General features: G+C 60.1%; 14 protein-coding genes. 10 read left to right on the forward strand and 4 right to left on the reverse strand.

Annotated elements, in window-relative coordinates:
- Window positions 1–29: 29 nt before the first annotated feature.
- Complete coding sequence (locus QOL84_RS21960) at window positions 30–1,898, forward strand: c-type cytochrome (protein WP_283438528.1); 1,869 nt, start codon at window positions 30–32, stop codon at window positions 1,896–1,898.
- Between the two features lie 24 nt (window positions 1,899–1,922).
- Window positions 1,923–3,167, forward strand: a complete 1,245-nt coding sequence (locus QOL84_RS21965) for a metallophosphoesterase family protein (protein WP_283438529.1) — start codon at window positions 1,923–1,925, stop codon at window positions 3,165–3,167.
- A gap of 96 nt (window positions 3,168–3,263) precedes the next feature.
- On the opposite strand, the gene gbcA is transcribed toward QOL84_RS21965, so the two are convergent.
- Window positions 3,264–4,559 (reverse strand): glycine-betaine demethylase subunit GbcA, encoded by a 1,296-nt coding sequence (gene gbcA, locus QOL84_RS21970; RefSeq protein ID WP_008083155.1) that lies wholly within the window; start codon window positions 4,557–4,559, stop codon window positions 3,264–3,266.
- 295 nt (window positions 4,560–4,854) lie between these two features.
- Here gbcA and gbcB point away from each other — a divergent pair, with 295 nt between their 5' ends.
- Window positions 4,855–5,955 (forward strand): glycine-betaine demethylase subunit GbcB, encoded by a 1,101-nt coding sequence (gene gbcB, locus QOL84_RS21975; RefSeq protein WP_283438530.1) that lies wholly within the window; start codon window positions 4,855–4,857, stop codon window positions 5,953–5,955.
- Window positions 5,956–6,160: 205 nt separating this feature from the next.
- Here gbcB and QOL84_RS21980 read toward each other — a convergent pair whose 3' ends face one another.
- From QOL84_RS21980 to QOL84_RS21990, 3 genes are all read right to left on the reverse strand, one after another.
- Window positions 6,161–6,985: an SDR family oxidoreductase gene (locus tag QOL84_RS21980; RefSeq protein WP_283438531.1), complete on the reverse strand. Its 825-nt coding sequence runs from the start codon at window positions 6,983–6,985 to the stop codon at window positions 6,161–6,163.
- 295 nt (window positions 6,986–7,280) lie between these two features.
- Window positions 7,281–7,814 (reverse strand): REP-associated tyrosine transposase, encoded by a 534-nt coding sequence (locus QOL84_RS21985; RefSeq protein ID WP_102359030.1) that lies wholly within the window; start codon window positions 7,812–7,814, stop codon window positions 7,281–7,283.
- Between the two features lie 314 nt (window positions 7,815–8,128).
- Window positions 8,129–9,169 carry a threonine aldolase family protein gene (locus QOL84_RS21990; RefSeq protein WP_064119210.1) on the reverse strand — a complete coding sequence of 347 codons (1,041 nt, stop codon included), beginning with the start codon at window positions 9,167–9,169 and terminating at the stop codon, window positions 8,129–8,131.
- Between the two features lie 126 nt (window positions 9,170–9,295).
- Between QOL84_RS21990 and QOL84_RS21995 the strand changes: the two genes are divergently transcribed.
- The 7 genes from QOL84_RS21995 (at window position 9,296) to purU (ending at window position 17,987) form a co-directional block, all read left to right on the forward strand.
- Window positions 9,296–10,006 carry a TraX family protein gene (locus QOL84_RS21995; RefSeq protein ID WP_283438532.1) on the forward strand — a complete coding sequence of 237 codons (711 nt, stop codon included), beginning with the start codon at window positions 9,296–9,298 and terminating at the stop codon, window positions 10,004–10,006.
- Window positions 10,007–10,263: 257 nt separating this feature from the next.
- A complete protein-coding gene (locus QOL84_RS22000) occupies window positions 10,264–11,517 on the forward strand; it encodes a serine hydroxymethyltransferase (RefSeq protein ID WP_283438533.1) in 1,254 nt (417 codons plus the stop codon).
- A gap of 20 nt (window positions 11,518–11,537) precedes the next feature.
- Complete coding sequence (locus tag QOL84_RS22005) at window positions 11,538–12,788, forward strand: sarcosine oxidase subunit beta (protein WP_129395820.1); 1,251 nt, start codon at window positions 11,538–11,540, stop codon at window positions 12,786–12,788.
- 14 nt (window positions 12,789–12,802) lie between these two features.
- Entirely contained in the window at window positions 12,803–13,132 is a 330-nt protein-coding gene (locus QOL84_RS22010) for a sarcosine oxidase subunit delta (RefSeq protein WP_007913119.1), read from the forward strand.
- The gene (locus QOL84_RS22015) at window positions 13,129–16,146 is read left to right on the forward strand and encodes a sarcosine oxidase subunit alpha (protein ID WP_283438534.1); all 3,018 of its coding nucleotides are present in this window, start codon (window positions 13,129–13,131) and stop codon (window positions 16,144–16,146) included. Before QOL84_RS22010 ends, QOL84_RS22015 begins: the two co-directional genes overlap by 4 nt.
- A gap of 132 nt (window positions 16,147–16,278) precedes the next feature.
- Window positions 16,279–16,911 carry a sarcosine oxidase subunit gamma gene (locus tag QOL84_RS22020; RefSeq protein WP_283438535.1) on the forward strand — a complete coding sequence of 211 codons (633 nt, stop codon included), beginning with the start codon at window positions 16,279–16,281 and terminating at the stop codon, window positions 16,909–16,911.
- Between the two features lie 218 nt (window positions 16,912–17,129).
- Window positions 17,130–17,987: a formyltetrahydrofolate deformylase gene (purU, locus tag QOL84_RS22025; RefSeq protein WP_283438536.1), complete on the forward strand. Its 858-nt coding sequence runs from the start codon at window positions 17,130–17,132 to the stop codon at window positions 17,985–17,987.
- Window positions 17,988–18,127: the final 140 nt, after the last annotated feature.

Raw genomic sequence — 18,127 nt, forward strand, 5'->3', positions numbered from 1 at the left:
TTCGCAATTCAGACAAGGAAATGGATGATATGGACAGCTACATCCGCTGGTTTCAACGCTTCATCTGGATCGGCATTGCCATGAACATGGTGTTCGCCATCCCCGCGCTGTTCGCGCCGGGGTTGCTGACATCGGTGGTCGGGCTGCCGCCGCAACTCTCCGACCCATGGCTGGAAAACGCCGGGATGCTGCTGGTCGGCATCAGCGTGTTTTACATGCCGTCGGGTTTCAACGCACCGCGATACGTGGTGCATTCCTGGCTGTGTGTGCTGACGCGGTTGATCGCGGTGATCTTCTGGATTTACCTGATCAACACCAGTATTCAAGGTTCGGTGTTCGTACCGATGTTGATGGGCGATCTGAGCTTCTTTCTGATTCTCGGCATTTTGCTGTACTTGGGCACCGCGCCGCAGAATCGGCCATGGGCGCTGCTCTGCGATGGCTGGCGCGAGTGGCGCGCGGCGTGGGCGCGGCAATGGCAGAGTCACGCCTTCAAAGTCGGCACGCTGATCGTGGTCGCGGTGCTTGGTTTTATCGGCTACGAAACCTGGTATCAGATGCTCCGCGTCGTTCCCGAGCAGGAATATGCCTCCGACGAAGACCACTACAAGTACGCCGCCATTGGCCTCGGTATCGAAGCGCGTATTCCGTATTACCTGTTCGCGGTGCTGCCGCAGATGTGCCCGGAGAAAATGCCCAAACCCGGTGGTTGGGAAGTCTTCGGCTTCCTCTTCGAGAGCGGCAAGGAGCTGCCGATCGGCATGGCCAAGCGACAGATCGGCTACCCGACGGTTGAGCCGAATTGCGCGCTGTGCCACACCGGTTCCTACCGCGCCAATGCCAGCGATGTCGCCGTCAATGTACCCAGTGCACCGGCCAATACCCTGCAACTGCAAGCCTTCCAGTGGTTCGCCTACGATTGCGCCAGCGACCCGAAATTCACCACCGACGCGGTGATGGCGGCGATCAACAGCAAGTTTCAGTTGGGCTTCTTCGAAAAACTCTACAACCGCTACCTGATCATGCCGATGGCAAAAAGCGCACTGCTCAAGCAGAAACAGGCCTACGCCTGGCAGAAACTGCGTCCGCAACAGGGCCCGGGCCGCACGGATACCTTCAACCCGACGAAAATGGTCGTGTTCGGCTTCCCGGATGACTCGACCATCGGCACTGTCGATTTGCCGCAGGTGTGGAACCAGCAACCGCGCGAATCGATGTACCTGCACTGGGATGGCAATAACAACAAGATCCACGAACGCAACTACGCCGCGGCAATGGCCGTCGGTGCGACGCCGGAATCGGTGTTGCCGCCGAGCTTCAATCGCGTGACCAACTGGCTGCTCGGGCACAAGGCGCCGGCGTGGCCGTGGGCGCTGGATCAAGCAAAAGTCGCGCAGGGCAAACCGATCTGGGAGGCCAACTGCGCCGCTTGTCATGACTTCGGCCGCGCCGATACCGGGCAGGTCACGACCAACATCGACCAGCTCGGCACCGATCCGCACCGGCTCGATTCGTTTACCACCGGTCTGGTGGCCGCGTTCCATTCCTTCAAGAAACCGCCGTTTGATTTCGGCGCGTATCGCAAAACTCAGAGCTACAGCAACACGCCCACCGACGGCGTCTGGTTGCGCGCGCCGTACCTGCACAACGGCTCGGTACCGACGCTGTGGGACTTGCTGCAACCAGCGGAAAAACGTCCGCAGACGTTCATCACCGGTTCCGACATCTACGATCCGGTCAACGTTGGTTTTGTCACCAGCGGCGCCCAGGCCAAGGCCTCGGCCGACTTCAAATACGACACGCGGCTGGAGGGTAACCACAACAGCGGTCACCTGTACGGCACAACCCTGTCGGACGACGACAAACGCGCGCTCATCGAATTCATGAAAACCCTGTGAACCTTACGGAGAGAGGATTACGCCATGTCACTGGTCAGTCATTGGGAACACGAGTACGACAAGGTCAAAGTGCGCATTCACGGCTTGTTCACGCGCATGGAAATGGCCTGGATGAAACTCATCAGCGAGCTGGAGCCGCAGGAGTTTCAAGCGATCATCAAGTTGCTGCAGCGCGGCCATGATCAGGCGCAGTACGTGCTGAAAAATGGCGAGTTGCCGGACGACGAACCCGCCGTACCGTGGGAGTTGTCCCATGGTCTGTCGATCCTGCGTATTGGTAACGCCACACCGCTGCCGCAATCGCCGGATCAACTGGCGACCCGGGTGCTCAAGGACGGCACGATGCTTGGCTGTCGCAAGTGGGAACTGCTCGATCTGCTGTGGAGTGAGGCGCTGCTGAAGTGGATCGAGAACCTGCGCCATCACGCGACGTTCGGCACTGACCCGGCGGTGGTGCAAATGGACCGTGAGGTGACCCTGGCGATTGCCGGTGACTGGGGCACCGGGCCGTTCGACAGCCACGCACCAGCGGTGTCGGTGGCCAATCAGATGCAACTGGCTCAGGCCGATTTCACCATTCATCTGGGCGATGTGTATTACGCCGGCAGTCATTCCCAGGAAGACGTCGACATGGCGGGCTGGCCGATGGGGACGCACGGCTCGTTCACCCTCAACTCGAACCACGAGATGTACAGCGGCGCCCACGGCTACTTTAAGGAACTGGCCAAGCGTTTTCCCGGGCAGCAGGGCACCAGTTATTTCGCGCTGATCAATGATGACTGGCTGGTGGTCGGGCTGGATTCCGCCTACGCCTCGGACGCGATGAACCTGTACATGGACGGCATGTTGAACGAGCCGCAGATCGAGTGGATGAAAGGTCTGCCGAAACGCAAAAAAATCATGGTGCTCAGCCATCATCAGGGCTTCGATATTTCCGGGCACAACGAGACTGCGTTGTATCAACCGGTGTGCGATGCACTGGGGCGTGAGCCGGACTATTGGTATTGGGGGCATCTGCACAACGGCATCGTTTATGCGCAGCAGGGCGGTTTGCACGCGCGTTGCGCAGGGCACGGGGCGATTCCCTATGGCAGTTCCAGTGAGCTGAACGGGCATTCGCGGGTGTTGTGGTCGGAGACGCAGGATGCCAAGGATCCGGCGTATCCGCTGCGGGTGTTGAACGGGTACGCGAAGATCCGCTTGGTGGGGGAGGAGATATTTGAGGAGTTTATTGGTGAGGATGGATCGGTGAGGTGGTCATCCAAATGAGGCGGTGACTGTTCTGACGCCATCGCGAGCAGGCTCACTCCTACAGTTGGAATGCGTTCCCCTGTAGGAGTGAGCCTGCTCGCGAAGCCTTTGCTTTTAGCCTTGGACGGGGACGCCTTTGAGGTACGGCGCAGGCTCGGCGCCGAGGTTGTTCAGCAAGCGCTCGCTGTACCAGTCGACGAAGTTGACCACGCCAAATTCATAGGTCTTCGAATAAGGCCCTGGCTGATACGCCGTCGAGTTGATCCCGCGCTGGTTCTCCTCAGCCAGACGCCGATCCTGATCGTTGGTCGCATCCCACACCTGGCGCATGCGCTCGACATCGTAATCCACGCCCTCGACCGCGTCCTTGTGCACGATCCACTTGGTGGTGACCATGGTTTCCTGCGCGCTGATCGGCCACACGGTGAAGACGATGATGTGATCGCCCATGCAGTGGTTCCACGAGTGCGGCAGGTGCAGGATGCGCATCGAGCCCAGATCCGGATTCTTGATCCGGCCCATCAGTTTCGCGCAGCCCTGTTTGCCGTCGAGGGTCATCGACACGGTGCCCTTGAGCAGCGGCATGCGCACGATGCGGTTGCGCAGGCCGAAACTGGCGTGGGCATAAGGAATCTTTTCGGCTTCCCACGCTGCAGCGGAGGCGGCGACGTGATCCTTGAACGCCTGATCGGCGCGCGGGTCGGTGACGTCGTCCCATTCCAGCAGGGTTTTCAGCAATTCCGGGTGCGACGCGTTGCAGTGGTAGCACTCGCGGTTGTTTTCCAGCACCAGTTTCCAGTTGGCCTTTTCCATCAAGGTGGTGGTGATCGCCACCTTGGTGTTTTCCATGTCGTACGGTTCCATGTAGTGGTTCAGTGTCGACAGGAAGTCATCGATGGCTGGCGGGTTCTCGGCCAGGCTGATGAAGATGTAGCCGCCGGCGGTCTTCACGTTCACCGGTTTCAAACCGTACTGCTTCATGTCGAAGTCGGCGCCCATTTCGGTGCCAGCGAACAGCAGGCGGCCGTCCAGCTCGTACGTCCACTGGTGGTAGTGGCAGACCAGTTTGGCGACTTTGCCTTTTTCACTGGTGCACAGGCGCGAGCCACGGTGGCGGCAGACGTTATGGAACGCATGCACCACACCCTCGGCGCCTCGGATGACGATGATCGGGTTCTTGCCGATCTGCAGGGTCAGGTAGTTGCCCTTGGCCGGGATCTCGCAGGTCATGCCGGCGATCAACCACTCTTTCTGGAAGATCTCCTGCATGTCGATATCGAACAGCCGCTCGTCGCTATAGAACGGCTGTGGCAGCGAAAACGTCCGCTCGCGCTCCTGGAGCATTTGTGCGGTGGCCTTGCGTGCGGGTTCCAGCGGATCGCCCAGGCTGATTTTTGCGGTGACGTCCATCGATGTAATCCTCAAGGCCATCTGCGTGGCCGGCGAAAGTGGCTGATCAGGTGTGCTGCAACGGGTGCTACGCAAGGTGTAAAGAAGCTGTCTTGGTGTTGGGGCGAGTGTGGGCCCGGCGCAGGGCGCAACCTTATCCATGGGCGACATGGTGCAATCTGTTCCCGACGCGCAACCCCCGGTGGTTGGGGGCTGGTCGCGATAAGTATGCCGATGTCGCGGATAGGTAAACGGACGGTCTGCGCTATACGCAGAATCGCCGACATGAGGCCGACAGTCGGCCGTGGAGAACAGCATGTCCAACAGCTTCCTGAATCCGGTCACCACCCAGACCTGGGCCAATGGCCGACACATCGTCCGTTGCGTCAAAGTCATCCAGGAAACCTGGGACGTGCGCACCTTCTGCTTCATGGCTGATCAGCCTATCCTGTTCTTCTTCAAACCCGGGCAGTTCGTCACCCTGGAGTTGGAAATCGAAGGCCAGCCGATCATGCGCTCGTACACGATCTCCAGTTCGCCGTCGGTGCCGTACAGCTTTTCGGTGACGATCAAGCGCGTGCCGGGTGGCAAGGTTTCCAACTGGCTGCACGACACGCTTCACGAGGGGCAAGAGTTGGCGGTGCACGGGCCGGTCGGGCTGTTCAATGCCATCGACTTTCCGAGCCCGAAAGTCTTGTACCTCAGTGGCGGCGTCGGCATCACGCCGTGCATGTCGATGGCGCGCTGGTTTTACGACACCAACGCCAACGTCGACATGACCTTTATCCACAGCGCGCGTTCGCCGAAAGACATCATCTATCACCGCGAGCTGGAGCATATGGCGTCGCGGATCGACAACTTCAGCTTGCACCTGATTTGTGAGAAGCACGGCTTGGGTGAGCCGTGGGCTGGGTATCGCGGTTACCTCAATCACAAGATGCTTGAGCTGATGGTGCCGGACTTCCTTGAACGCGAGGTGTTCTGCTGCGGTCCGACGCCGTACATGAACGCGGTCAAGCGCCTGCTGGAAGTGGCCGGTTACGACATGTCGCGGTACCACGAGGAATCCTTTGGCGCCACGCCGCCGGAAGCCCGTGCCGATGCAGTGGAACAGGCCGAACAGGCAGCCGATGCGCCGGAAATCGATGCGGCGGATCTGCATCAGGTTGAATTCACCTCGTCCGGCAAGAGCATTCGTGTGGCCCCGGGTGAAACCGTGCATGCGGCGGCGGCCAAGCTGGGGCTGATGATTCCAAAAGCGTGCGGCATGGGCATTTGCGGGACGTGCAAGGTGCTTAAGCTGGGGGGCGAAGTGGAGATGGAGCACAACGGCGGGATTACCGAGGATGACGAAGCCGAGGGGTACATTCTGTCTTGCTGCAGCGTGCCGAAGGGGGATGTGCGGATCGAGTTCTGAAGTCCGCGCCAGACTCAAGCTGCCCCTCACCCTAACCCTCTCCCAGAGGGAGAGGGGACTGACCGAGTTGTTCTCACGAGGTACACCGACTTGAGATATCGAGTCGACTATGGATTCGGTAAAACAGTTTCAGGTCGGCGAAATCCTCAAATATCCCCCATTCAGTCCCCTCTCCCTCCGGGAGAGGGCTAGGGTGAGGGGCTTTTCAGTCGATAAACAAATCCGGCATCAACGCCGCGTCGCTTTCTCGATCAAAGCGATATTGACCGAACTCCGTCACGCCGCTCTCGCGCAAAATCTCCTCATCAATCAACAACCGGCCGGTGATCTGTCGCTCGCGGCTAGCCAGGATCACATGCGCCGCATCCGCCATGATCGAAGGCAGGCGCGCCTGCTTGAACGACTCCCGATTCCCCAACTGAAACTCAATCGCCGCCGTAGCGATCATCGTCTGCGGCCACAGCGAATTGACGCTGATCCCATAACCGGCAAATTCCTCGCTCATCCCCAGCGTCAGCATGCTCATGCCGTACTTGGTCACGGTGTAAGGGCTGAACTGTGCAAACCATTTGTTCGCCAGATTCAGCGGCGGCGACAGGTTGAGAATGTGCCCGGCGGATTTCTTCAGATAGGGCAGGGCGGCCTGGCTGCACAGCAGCACCGCGCGGGTGTTGATCTGGTGCATCAGGTCGAAACGCTTGAGTTCGATGTGCTGCACACCGGTCAACTTGATCGCCCCAGCGTTGTTCACCAGCGCATCGATCGCGCCGAAATGTTCGTTGGCCTGGGCCAGAGCCTGACGCACCGCCTCTTCATCACGCACATCCAGCTGCAATGCCAAGGCCTTGCCGCCCGCCGCTTCGACTTCGGCGGCGACGCTGTGAATGGTGCCGGGCAGTTTGGCGTGGGGTTCGGCGCTCTTCGCCGCAATGACGATGTTGGCCCCGTCCTTCGCGGCACGCAGCGCAATCTCACGGCCAATGCCACGGCTGGCGCCGGTGATGAACAGGGTTTTGCCTTGTAACGACATGCCGATGCTCCTGCTTATTGTAATGTGAGCGGAGGGCTCGACAGACAATGTAGACCAAGCAGATCAGGTAACACTGTCTACGCCATGATCGTTCCCACGCTCCGCGTGGGAATGCAGCCACTGACGCTCCGCGTCATAGCGGTGTTAAGGATGTCGACAACGGTGAGTCTGGAACGCGGAGCGTCCCGGGATGCGTTACCACGCGGAGCGTGGGAACGATCAGTGCGGAGGGAAGGGATTCGATCGTTCCCACGCTCTGCGTGGGAATGCAGCCGTCGACGCTCCGCGTCCCTTATCAGTACCAGCACTGAACCTCAATCAGTCCCGGCATTCCCACGTAGTTGCTGGCGCTCGAATAACGCCAATGCTCCGGCAAATCCACATACCCGCGTTTGACCGGGTTGTTGTGAATGTATTCAAGTTTCTGGCGCATGACCGATTCGCTATAAACCATCTCTGCGTGGGAGCCTTCCTGCCACAGCTGATACACGCGATCCTGCTTGTGTGCGCGTTTGCTGAAGCGAAGCCGTTGCAGTGCTTTATCAGCGCCTTTGCTTTGCAGGTCATCAATAATCTGTCGAGCGGTGAAAGATTTGAACTGACTGAGACATTTGCTCAGGTCGGGCGCCTGGGCGACGAAGTGAAGATGGTTTTCCAGGATCACGTAGCCGTACAGTTTCAGATCGTGATGAGTCTGTTGATAACGCCAGCAGTTGAGCAGGTGGTCGACGATGTAGGGGCGGATGAACAGCGGTAACCATTCCATGATCGTGCAGGTCAGAAAATGCGGTTTGTCGGTTTCGGTAATGGTGTAGCGGCTGCGGCCCATGGGATTCTTCCTTGAATCTTGCGGTGCGACGGGAATGGAACGCGGAGCGTCCCGGGATGCGTTACCACGCGGAGCGTGGGAGTGATCAGGATGAGCCGGGTTGCATTTTCTCGCTAGAAGAGAAGTCTGGTCTTACGGTGGGAAAAGTCATTCCCGGCCGAAGATCGTTCCTACGCTCCGCGTGGGAATGCAGCCACTGACGCTCAGCGTCATAGCGGTGCTCAGCTTTACATCTGTGGTGGAGCAGGAGCGCGGAGCGTCCCAGGAGGCATTCCCACGCGGAGCGTGGGAACGATCAGTGCGGTGGCGTCAGGTCAGGCGGACATGACTTCGCGGATGTCGCGGGCGAGTTCGCGGACGCGTTCTTCTTCGGTGTCCCACGAGCACATGAAGCGTGCGCCGCCCTTGCCGATGAAGGTGTAGAAGCGCCAGTTCTTCGCGGTCAGCGCGGCAATGGCCGGTTCCGAGAGTTGCAGGAACACGCCGTTGGCCTGCACCGGGAACATCAGTTCAACGCCCGGAATGTCACTGACCAGTTCTGCCAGCAATTGCGCGCAGTGGTTGGCGTGGCGCGCATATTTCAGCCAGGCGTCGGTTTCGAGAATGCCAACCCATGGTGCCGATAGGAAGCGCATTTTCGACGCCAGTTGCCCGGCCTGTTTGCAGCGGTAATCGAAATCTTCCGCCAGTTTGTGGTTGAAGAACAGGATCGCTTCACCCACGGCCATGCCGTTTTTCGTGCCGCCGAAGCACAGTACGTCAACGCCGGCCTTCCAGGTCAGATCGGCTGGCGAGCAGCCGAGGAAGGCGCAGGCGTTGGAGAAGCGCGCGCCGTCCATGTGCAGGTGCAGGCCGAGTTCTTTGCAGGTGGCGCTGATGGCGCGGACTTCTTCCGGGGTGTAGACGCTGCCGACTTCGGTGGCTTGGGTCAGGGTCACGACGCGCGGTTTCGGGTAGTGGATGTCCTGGCGCTTGAGCGCGACTTCGCGGATCGACTGCGGGGTGATCTTGCCGTTTTCAGTGCCGGCGATCAGCAGTTTCGAGCCGTTGGAGAAGAATTCCGGCGCGCCGCATTCGTCGGTTTCGACGTGGGCGGTTTCCGAGCAGATCACGCTGTGGTAACTCTGGCACAGTGACGACAGGGCCAGCGAGTTGGCGGCGGTGCCGTTGAAGGCGAAGAATACTTCGCAGTCGGTTTCGAACAGTTTGCGGAAATGATCGGACGCGCGTGCGGTCCATTCATCGTCGCCATAAGCGCGTTGGTGGCCGTGGTTGGCCTGCTCCATGGCAGCCCAGGCTTCAGGGCAGATACCGGAGTAGTTGTCGCTGGCGAATTGTTGGCTCTTGTCGGTCATGGCCGGCTTCCGTGGTCGAGACTCTTGTGAAGGCTCGTGGTCAATGAGGGTGCGCACTTTACCGAAGATCTTCCGGGGAGCACACGGGATGTCGCTGGCAGAACATTACATGGACGCAGGCCGATTATGCACCTGACTAAACGCGACGGCGCGCTGGATCTGCTCAAGTGGCTGGCGCTGCTGAGCATGTTGCTCGATCACCTGCGATATGTCGGGTTCTCCGCCGATTGGCTGTATGTGCCGGGACGGCTGGCGTTTCCGTGGTTTTGTCTGGCAATGGCGGCAAATCTGGCGCGCGATGGGTCGCGGAGGATGGAGTGGCGGTATCTGGGGTGGTTGATGCTGTTCAGTGCGGTGAGCGAGATTCCGTATCGGTTGTACATTCCGGAGCCGGATACGTTGAATGTGCTGCCGACGTTGGCGTTGGGTTTGCTGGTGGCGCGGGGGTGGCAGGATCCATCGGTGATGTCGCGATTGCTCGGTGTTGCTGCGCTGGTGCTGGCGATGGTTTTCCCGGAGCGGCTGATGTTCGGGTTCTTCGGGGTTGTGCTGCCGTTGGCAATGCTGCTGGTGTTTCGTCGGCCGTGGTATTTCAGTCTTTTGCCGGGATTGGTATGCCTCGCAGCGAATCAATGGCAAGTGCTTTACGACTCGGCGAGGTTCGGCAGTAGCGTGGCCATTCTTGGGATTGCCGCGTGTCTGTTTGCGCCAGTGCTCGGAATGTTCCTGTTGCGACATGTGCGACATCTGCAGCCACCGCCAATGCGTCGCTGGGCTTACGCCCTTTATCCCGCGCATTTCCTCCTATTGCTCGCCGTCCGCCAGTTGCTCGCCTAACCCCTGTAGGAGCTGCCGAAGGCTGCGATCTTTTGATCTTGAAAATCAAAGTCAAAAGATCGCAGCCTTCGGCAGCTCCTACAGGGGGATGCATTCTTTGGGTCATTTCCAGCCATGTCGTAAACGCACCTTTGCGTGGCGCGCGCAGGCATTTGAGCTGTCTGCGCCGGTCATACCATCGGCATCAAAGGGCACTGCCGTGATTGCCAGTGCCTTACCGAGACGAATGGCGCACAGATGCCGCTGGGAGAGACGCGATGTTCAGCAAGCAAGACCAGATCCAGGGTTACGACGATGCACTGCTGGCGGCGATGAATGCCGAGGAGCAACGTCAGGAAGATCACATCGAGCTGATCGCGTCGGAGAACTACACCAGCAAGCGCGTGATGCAAGCGCAAGGCAGCGGCCTGACCAACAAATACGCTGAAGGTTATCCGGGCAAGCGCTACTACGGCGGTTGCGAGCATGTGGATAAAGTCGAAGCGCTGGCCATCGAACGCGCCAAGCAACTGTTCGGCGCCGATTACGCCAACGTCCAGCCGCACTCCGGTTCCTCGGCCAACAGCGCTGTTTACCTGGCGCTGATCCAGCCGGGCGACACCATCCTCGGCATGAGCCTGGCCCATGGCGGTCACCTGACCCACGGCGCCAAAGTGTCGTCCTCGGGCAAGCTCTACAACGCTGTGCAGTACGGCATCAACACCGACACCGGGCTGATCGATTACGACGAAGTCGAGCGTCTCGCCGTCGAATCCAAGCCGAAAATGATCGTCGCCGGTTTCTCCGCTTACTCGAAGACTCTCGATTTCCCGCGCTTCCGTCAGATCGCTGACAAGGTCGGCGCGCTGCTGTTTGTCGACATGGCCCACGTCGCCGGTCTGGTCGCCGCCGGTCTGTACCCGAACCCGCTGCCGTACGCCGACGTGGTCACCACCACTACGCACAAAACCCTGCGCGGTCCACGGGGCGGGCTGATCCTGGCCAAGTCCAACGCAGAAATCGAGAAGAAGCTCAACGCCGCCGTCTTCCCCGGCGCTCAGGGCGGCCCGCTGATGCACGTTATCGCCGGTAAAGCCGTGTGCTTCAAGGAAGCGCTGGAGCCGGGCTTCAAGGCTTATCAGCAACAAGTGATCGAAAACGCTCAGGCGATGGCCAGCGTATTTATCAAACGTGGCTACGATGTAGTGTCCGGCGGCACCGACAACCATTTGTTCCTGGTCAGCCTGATCCGTCAGGGCCTGACCGGCAAAGACGCCGACGCCGCCCTCGGCCGTGCGCACATCACCGTCAACAAGAACGCCGTGCCGAACGACCCGCAATCGCCGTTCGTGACCTCGGGCCTGCGCATCGGCACCCCGGCCGTCACTACGCGCGGTTTCAAGGTGACTCAGTGCGAAGTGTTGGCTGGCTGGATCTGCGACATCCTCGACAACCTCGGTGATGCCGATGTCGAGGCCAATGTTGCCCAGCAAGTGTCGGCCCTGTGCGCAGACTTCCCGGTTTATCGCTGAGTGTTCTGGAGTAACTGACTATGCAACGCTATTCGGGCTTCGGCCTCTTCAAACACTCCCTCAGCCACCACGAAAACTGGCAGCGCATGTGGCGCACGCCGACGCCGAAAAAGGTCTACGACGTGGTCATCGTCGGCGGCGGCGGGCACGGTCTGGCGACTGCTTACTATCTGGCGAAAGAACACGGCATCACCAACGTCGCCGTGGTCGAAAAGGGCTGGCTGGGCGGTGGTAACACCGCGCGCAACACCACCATCGTTCGCTCCAACTACCTGTGGGACGAGTCAGCGCACCTCTACGAACACGCGATGAAACTGTGGGAAGGCCTGTCGCAGGATCTCAACTACAACGTGATGTTCTCCCAGCGCGGCGTCTATAACCTGTGCCACACCCTGCAGGACATCCGTGATTCCGAGCGTCGGGTCAGCGCCAACCGCCTCAACGGCGTCGATGGCGAACTGCTCAACGCCAAGCAAGTCGCTGACGAGATTCCGTACCTCGACTGCACAAAAAACACCCGCTACCCAGTGATGGGTGCGACCGTTCAGCGTCGCGGCGGCGTCGCCCGTCATGATGCCGTGGCCTGGGGCTTCGCGCGTGCCGCCGATGCGCTCGGCGTGGACTTGATCCAGCAGACCGAAGTGATCGGTTTCCGCAAGGAAAACGGCGTGTGCATCGGTGTTGAAACCAACAAGGGTTTCATCGGCGCCAAGCGCGTCGGCGTGGTCACGGCCGGTAACTCCGGACACATGGCCAAGCTCGCCGGTTTCCGTCTGCCGATCGAATCCCACCCGCTGCAAGCGTTGGTGTCCGAACCGATCAAACCGATTATCGACAGCGTGATCATGTCCAACGCCGTGCACGGTTACATCAGCCAGTCCGACAAGGGCGACCTGGTGATCGGCGCCGGTATCGACGGCTACAACGGCTACGGCCAGCGCGGTTCGTACCCGGTGATCGAACACACCATTCAGGCCATCGTCGAGATGTTCCCGGTGTTGTCGCGCGTGCGCATGAACCGTCAGTGGGGCGGCATCGTCGACACCACGCCGGACGCGTGCCCGATCATTTCGAAAACCCCGGTACCGAACATGTTCTTCAACTGCGGTTGGGGCACCGGTGGTTTCAAAGCCACACCTGGCTCGGGCAACGTGTTTGCCGCGAGTCTGGCCAAGGGTGAAATGCACCCGTTGGCCGCACCGTTTTCCATCGACCGTTTCCACAACGGCGCACTCATCGACGAACACGGCGCTGCTGCCGTCGCCCACTAACAGGAGAAATCCCCATGTTGCATATCTTCTGTCCTCACTGCGGCGAACTGCGCTCCGAAGAGGAATTCCACGCATCCGGTCAGGCGCACATTCCGCGCCCGCTCGACCCTGGCGCCTGCACCGACGAGGAGTGGGGCGACTACATGTTTTTCCGCGATAACCCGCGCGGTCTGCACCACGAACTGTGGGATCACGTTGCCGGTTGCCGTCAGTACTTCAACGTCACTCGCGACACTGTGACCTACGAGATTCTCGAGACCTACAAGATCGGCACCAAGCCGCAATTCACCGACAAGGCTGATTCTGCGAAAACAGCCACGACGGCGCTGGGAGAGAAGGTATGAGCCAGACCAATCGCCTGTCCAACGGTGGACGGATCGACCGCAACAAAGTGCTGAGCTTCACCTTCAACGGTCAGAGCTACAAAGGCTTCGAGGGTGACTCGCTGGCCGCCGCGCTGATCGCCAACGGCGTCGACATCATTGGTCGCAGCTTCAAGTATTCGCGTCCGCGCGGGATCTTCGCCGCCGGTGCCGAAGAGCCGAACGCGGTGCTGCAGATCGGCGCGACAGAAGCTACGCAGATCCCCAACGTGCGCGCCACGCAACAGGCGCTGTATCAAGGTCTGGTTGCGACCAGCACCAACGGCTGGCCGAGCGTCAACAACGACATGATGGGCATTCTCGGCAAGGTCGGCGGCAAGCTGATGCCGCCGGGTTTCTACTACAAAACCTTCATGTACCCGCAATCGTTCTGGATGACCTACGAGAAGTACATTCGCAAGGCTGCCGGTCTGGGCCGTTCGCCGACCGAAGTCGATCCGGACACTTACGACTACATGAACCAGCATTGCGACGTGCTGATCGTCGGTGCTGGCCCTGCCGGTCTTGCCGCTGCTCTGGCTGCTGCGCGCAGCGGTGCCCGAGTGATTCTGGCCGATGAGCAGGAAGAATTCGGCGGCAGCCTGCTCGACTCGCGTGAAAGCCTCGATGGCAAACCGGCGATGGATTGGGTCACCAGTGTCATCACTGAACTGAAGAACACCCCGGACGTGCTGCTGTTGCCGCGCGCCACGGTCAATGGTTACCACGACCACAACTTCCTGACCATTCACGAGCGTCTTACCGATCACCTCGGTGACCGTGCGCCAATCGGTCAGGTGCGTCAGCGTATTCACCGTGTCCGCGCCAAGCGTGTGGTGCTGGCGACCGGCGCTTGCGAGCGTCCGCTGGTTTACGGCAACAACGACGTGCCGGGCAACATGCTCGCTGGTGCGGTGTCGACTTACGTGCGTCGCTACGGTGTAGCGCCGGGCAAGAAGCTTGTCCTCAGCACCAACAACGATCACGCCTACCGCGTCGCACTGGATTGGCTCGACGCCAGTCTGCAAGTGGTGGCCATCGCCGATGCCCGTAGCAATCCGCGTGGTGCGCTGGTGGAAGAGGCGCGTGCCAAAGGCATCCGCATTCTGACTGGCAGTGCCGTGATCGAAGCCCGTGGCAGCAAGCGTGTGACCGCTGCCCGCGTTGCCGCGATCGATGTCAAAGCGCACGCCGTGACCAGCCCGGGCGAATGGCTCGACTGCGATGTGATCGCCAGTTCCGGCGGTTACAGCCCGGTTGTTCACTTGGCTTCGCACCTCGGTGGCAAGCCGACCTGGCGTGAAGACATCCTCGGTTTCGTACCGGGCGAAGCCCCGCAGAAACGCGTGTGCGTCGGTGGCATCAACGGCGTATACGGTCTCGGCGATTCGCTCGCTGACGGTTTTGAAGGCGGCGTACGTGCTGCCGCTGAAGCTGGTTTCCAGACTGTTGAAGGCGTGCTGCCGAAAGCCCTGAGCCGTCATGAAGAACCGACGCTGGCGCTGTTCCAGGTGCCGCATGAAAAGAACACCGCACGGGCGCCGAAGCAATTCGTCGACCTGCAAAACGACGTGACCGCTGCAGCGATCGAGTTGGCGACCCGCGAAGGTTTCGAGTCGGTCGAGCACGTCAAACGCTACACCGCGCTGGGCTTCGGCACCGATCAGGGCAAGCTCGGCAACGTCAACGGTCTGGCCATCGCGGCCCGCTCGCTGAACGTGACCATCCCGCAGATGGGCACCACGATGTTCCGCCCGAACTACACGCCGGTGACTTTCGGCGCCGTCGCCGGTCGTCACTGTGGGCACATTTTCGAGCCGGTGCGTCATACCGCGCTGCACGCCTGGCATGTGAAGAACGGCGCCGAGTTTGAAGACGTCGGTCAGTGGAAGCGTCCTTGGTACTTCCCGAAAAACGGCGAAGACCTGCATGCCGCCGTGAAGCGCGAATGCAAAGCCGTGCGCGACAGCGTCGGCCTGCTCGACGCCTCGACCCTCGGCAAGATCGACATTCAAGGCCCGGATGCCCGCGAGTTCCTCAACCGCGTGTACACCAACGCCTGGACCAAACTCGACGTGGGCAAGGCTCGCTACGGTTTGATGTGCAAAGAAGACGGCATGGTCTTCGACGACGGTGTCACGGCGTGTCTTGCCGACAACCATTTCGTCATGACCACCACCACCGGCGGCGCGGCGCGCGTGCTGCAATGGCTGGAGCTGTACCACCAGACCGAATGGCCGGACATGAAGGTTTACTTCACCTCCGTCACCGACCACTGGGCGACCATGACCCTGTCCGGGCCGAACAGCCGCAAGCTGCTCAGCGCCGTGACCGACATTGATCTAAGCAACGAAGCGTTCCCGTTCATGACCTGGAAAGAAGGTCTGGTCGGCGGTGTGCCGGCGCGGGTGTTCCGCATCTCGTTTACCGGTGAACTGTCGTACGAAGTCAACGTGCAGGCCGACTATGCGATGGGCGTGCTGGAGAAAATCGTCGAGGCCGGCAAGCAGTACAACCTGACCCCGTACGGCACTGAAACCATGCACGTCCTGCGCGCCGAGAAGGGTTTCATCATTGTCGGTCAGGACACTGACGGTTCGATGACCCCGGACGACTTGAACATGGGCTGGTGCGTCGGTCGCACCAAACCGTTCTCGTGGATCGGCCAGCGTGGCATGAACCGTGAAGACTGCGTGAAGGATCAGCGTAAGCAACTGGTCGGCTTGAAGCCGATCGATCCGAACGTGTGGCTGCCGGAAGGTGCGCAGTTGGTGTTCAACACCAAGCAGGCGATTCCGATGACCATGGTCGGCCACGTGACCTCCAGCTACGCGCACAACTCCCTCGGTTATTCGTTTGCCATGGGTGTGGTCAAGGGCGGTCTGAAGCGCCTCGGTGAGCGGGTGTTTGCACCGCTGGCGGATGGCAGCGTGATCGAGGCGGAGATTGTTTCTTCGGTGTTCTTCGACCCGAAGGGTGATCGCCAGAACATCTGACACTGATCGTTCCCACGCTCTGCGTGGGAATGCATCCCGGGACGCTCTGCGTCCCAAGAGCGGACGCCGAGCGTCCATGGCGGCATTCCCACGCAGAGCGTGGGAACGATCAAGAATTCAGGAAGGTGCTTTATGACCACAGCCAATATTTACCAACAACGCCCGACTACCGGCGCCAAGGCCGAGTCGTCGCTGCAGCATGCCGACCTCGCCAGCCTGGTCGGCAAGGGCCGCAAAAACGCCGGCGTGATCGTGCGGGAAAAGAAACTCCTCGGCCATCTGACCATTCGTGGCGACGGCCACGATGCCGCGTTCGCCGCCGGTGTGCACAAGGCCTTGGGCATCGAACTGCCTGGCGCCCTCAGCGTCATCGTCAAAGGTGAAACCAGCCTGCAATGGATGGGCCCGGACGAATGGCTGCTGATCGTGCCAAGCGGTGAAGAATTCGCTGCTGAACAGAAACTGCGTGAAGCGCTGGGCGATCTGCACATCGCGATCGTCAACGTCAGTGGCGGCCAGCAAGTGCTCGAACTGAGCGGGCCGAATGTGCGTCAGGTGCTGATGAAATCGACCAGCTATGACGTGCACCCGAACAGTTTTCCGGTGGGTAAAGCGGTCGGCACGGTGTTCGCCAAGTCGCAGTTGATGATTCGACATACCGCTGAAGACACCTGGGAACTGCTGATTCGTCGTAGCTTCTCGGATTACTGGTGGTTGTGGTTGCAGGATGCTTCGGCTGAGTACGGCCTCAGCGTCCAGGCCTGATAGATCAAGAGCCACCCCCTCACCCCAGCCCTCTCCCCCAGGGGGGAGAGGGGGAAAGGGAGCCGATCTCGGGTGTTTTTGCGATCTGCATTCACCTTCAGATTTTCAGGTCGGCGTAGCTCGAACCAACACCACGGTCAGTCCCCTCTCCCTCTGGGAGAGGGCTAGGGTGAGGGAAAAACCTGACACCCCGCACAAAGAACAGGAGCCACCGCACCATGAGCCGCGCCCCAGACACATGGATTCTGACCGCCGACTGCCCCAGCGTCCTCGGCACCGTGGACGCGGTGACGCGTTTTCTGTTCGAGCAGGGTTGCTACGTCACCGAGCACCATTCGTTCGATGACCGCCTCTCCGGGCGTTTTTTCATCCGCGTGGAATTCCGTCAGCCTGACGGTTTCGACGAGCAATCCTTCCGCGCAGGCCTCGCCGAACGTGGCCAGTCCTTCGGCATGATCTTCGAACTGACGGCGCCAAACTACCGGCCAAAAGTGGTGATCATGGTCTCCAAAGCCGATCACTGCCTCAACGACTTGCTCTACCGCCAGCGCATCGGCCAGTTGTCGATGGACGTTGCGGCGGTGGTCTCCAATCACCCTGACCTCAAGCCGCTGGCCGACTGGCACCAGATTCCCTACTACCATTTCCCCCTCGACCCCAACGACAAGCCGTCGCAGGAGCGTCAGGTGTGGCAGGTGATCGAAGACTCCGGCGCCGAACTGGTGATCCTCGCCCGCTACATGCAGGTGCTGTCGCCGGAGTTGTGCCGCAAGCTCGATGGCAAGGCGATCAACATTCATCACTCGTTGCTGCCGGGTTTCAAGGGCGCCAAGCCGTATCACCAGGCCTACAACAAGGGCGTGAAACTGGTGGGCGCGACGGCGCATTACATCAACAACGATCTCGATGAAGGGCCGATCATTGCCCAAGGCGTCGAGGCGGTGGATCACAGTCATTACCCTGAGGATTTGATTGCCAAGGGGCGCGATATCGAAGGCCTGACGCTGGCGCGGGCCGTGGGTTATCACATTGAGCGGCGCGTGTTCCTGAACGCCAATCGCACCGTCGTTCTCTAGATCGCTAAAAGATCGCAGCCTTCGGCAGCTCCTACAGGAGGGTGCGATTCATGTAGGAGCTGCCGAAGGCTGCGATCTTTTGATTTACCGAGCATTTAACGCGCTGCCTGCCTGGGCAACGCGGTTCCATAAAAACAACA

This window comes from Pseudomonas helmanticensis, assembly GCF_900182985.1.
Taxonomy (GTDB): Bacteria; Pseudomonadota; Gammaproteobacteria; order Pseudomonadales; family Pseudomonadaceae; genus Aquipseudomonas; species Aquipseudomonas helmanticensis.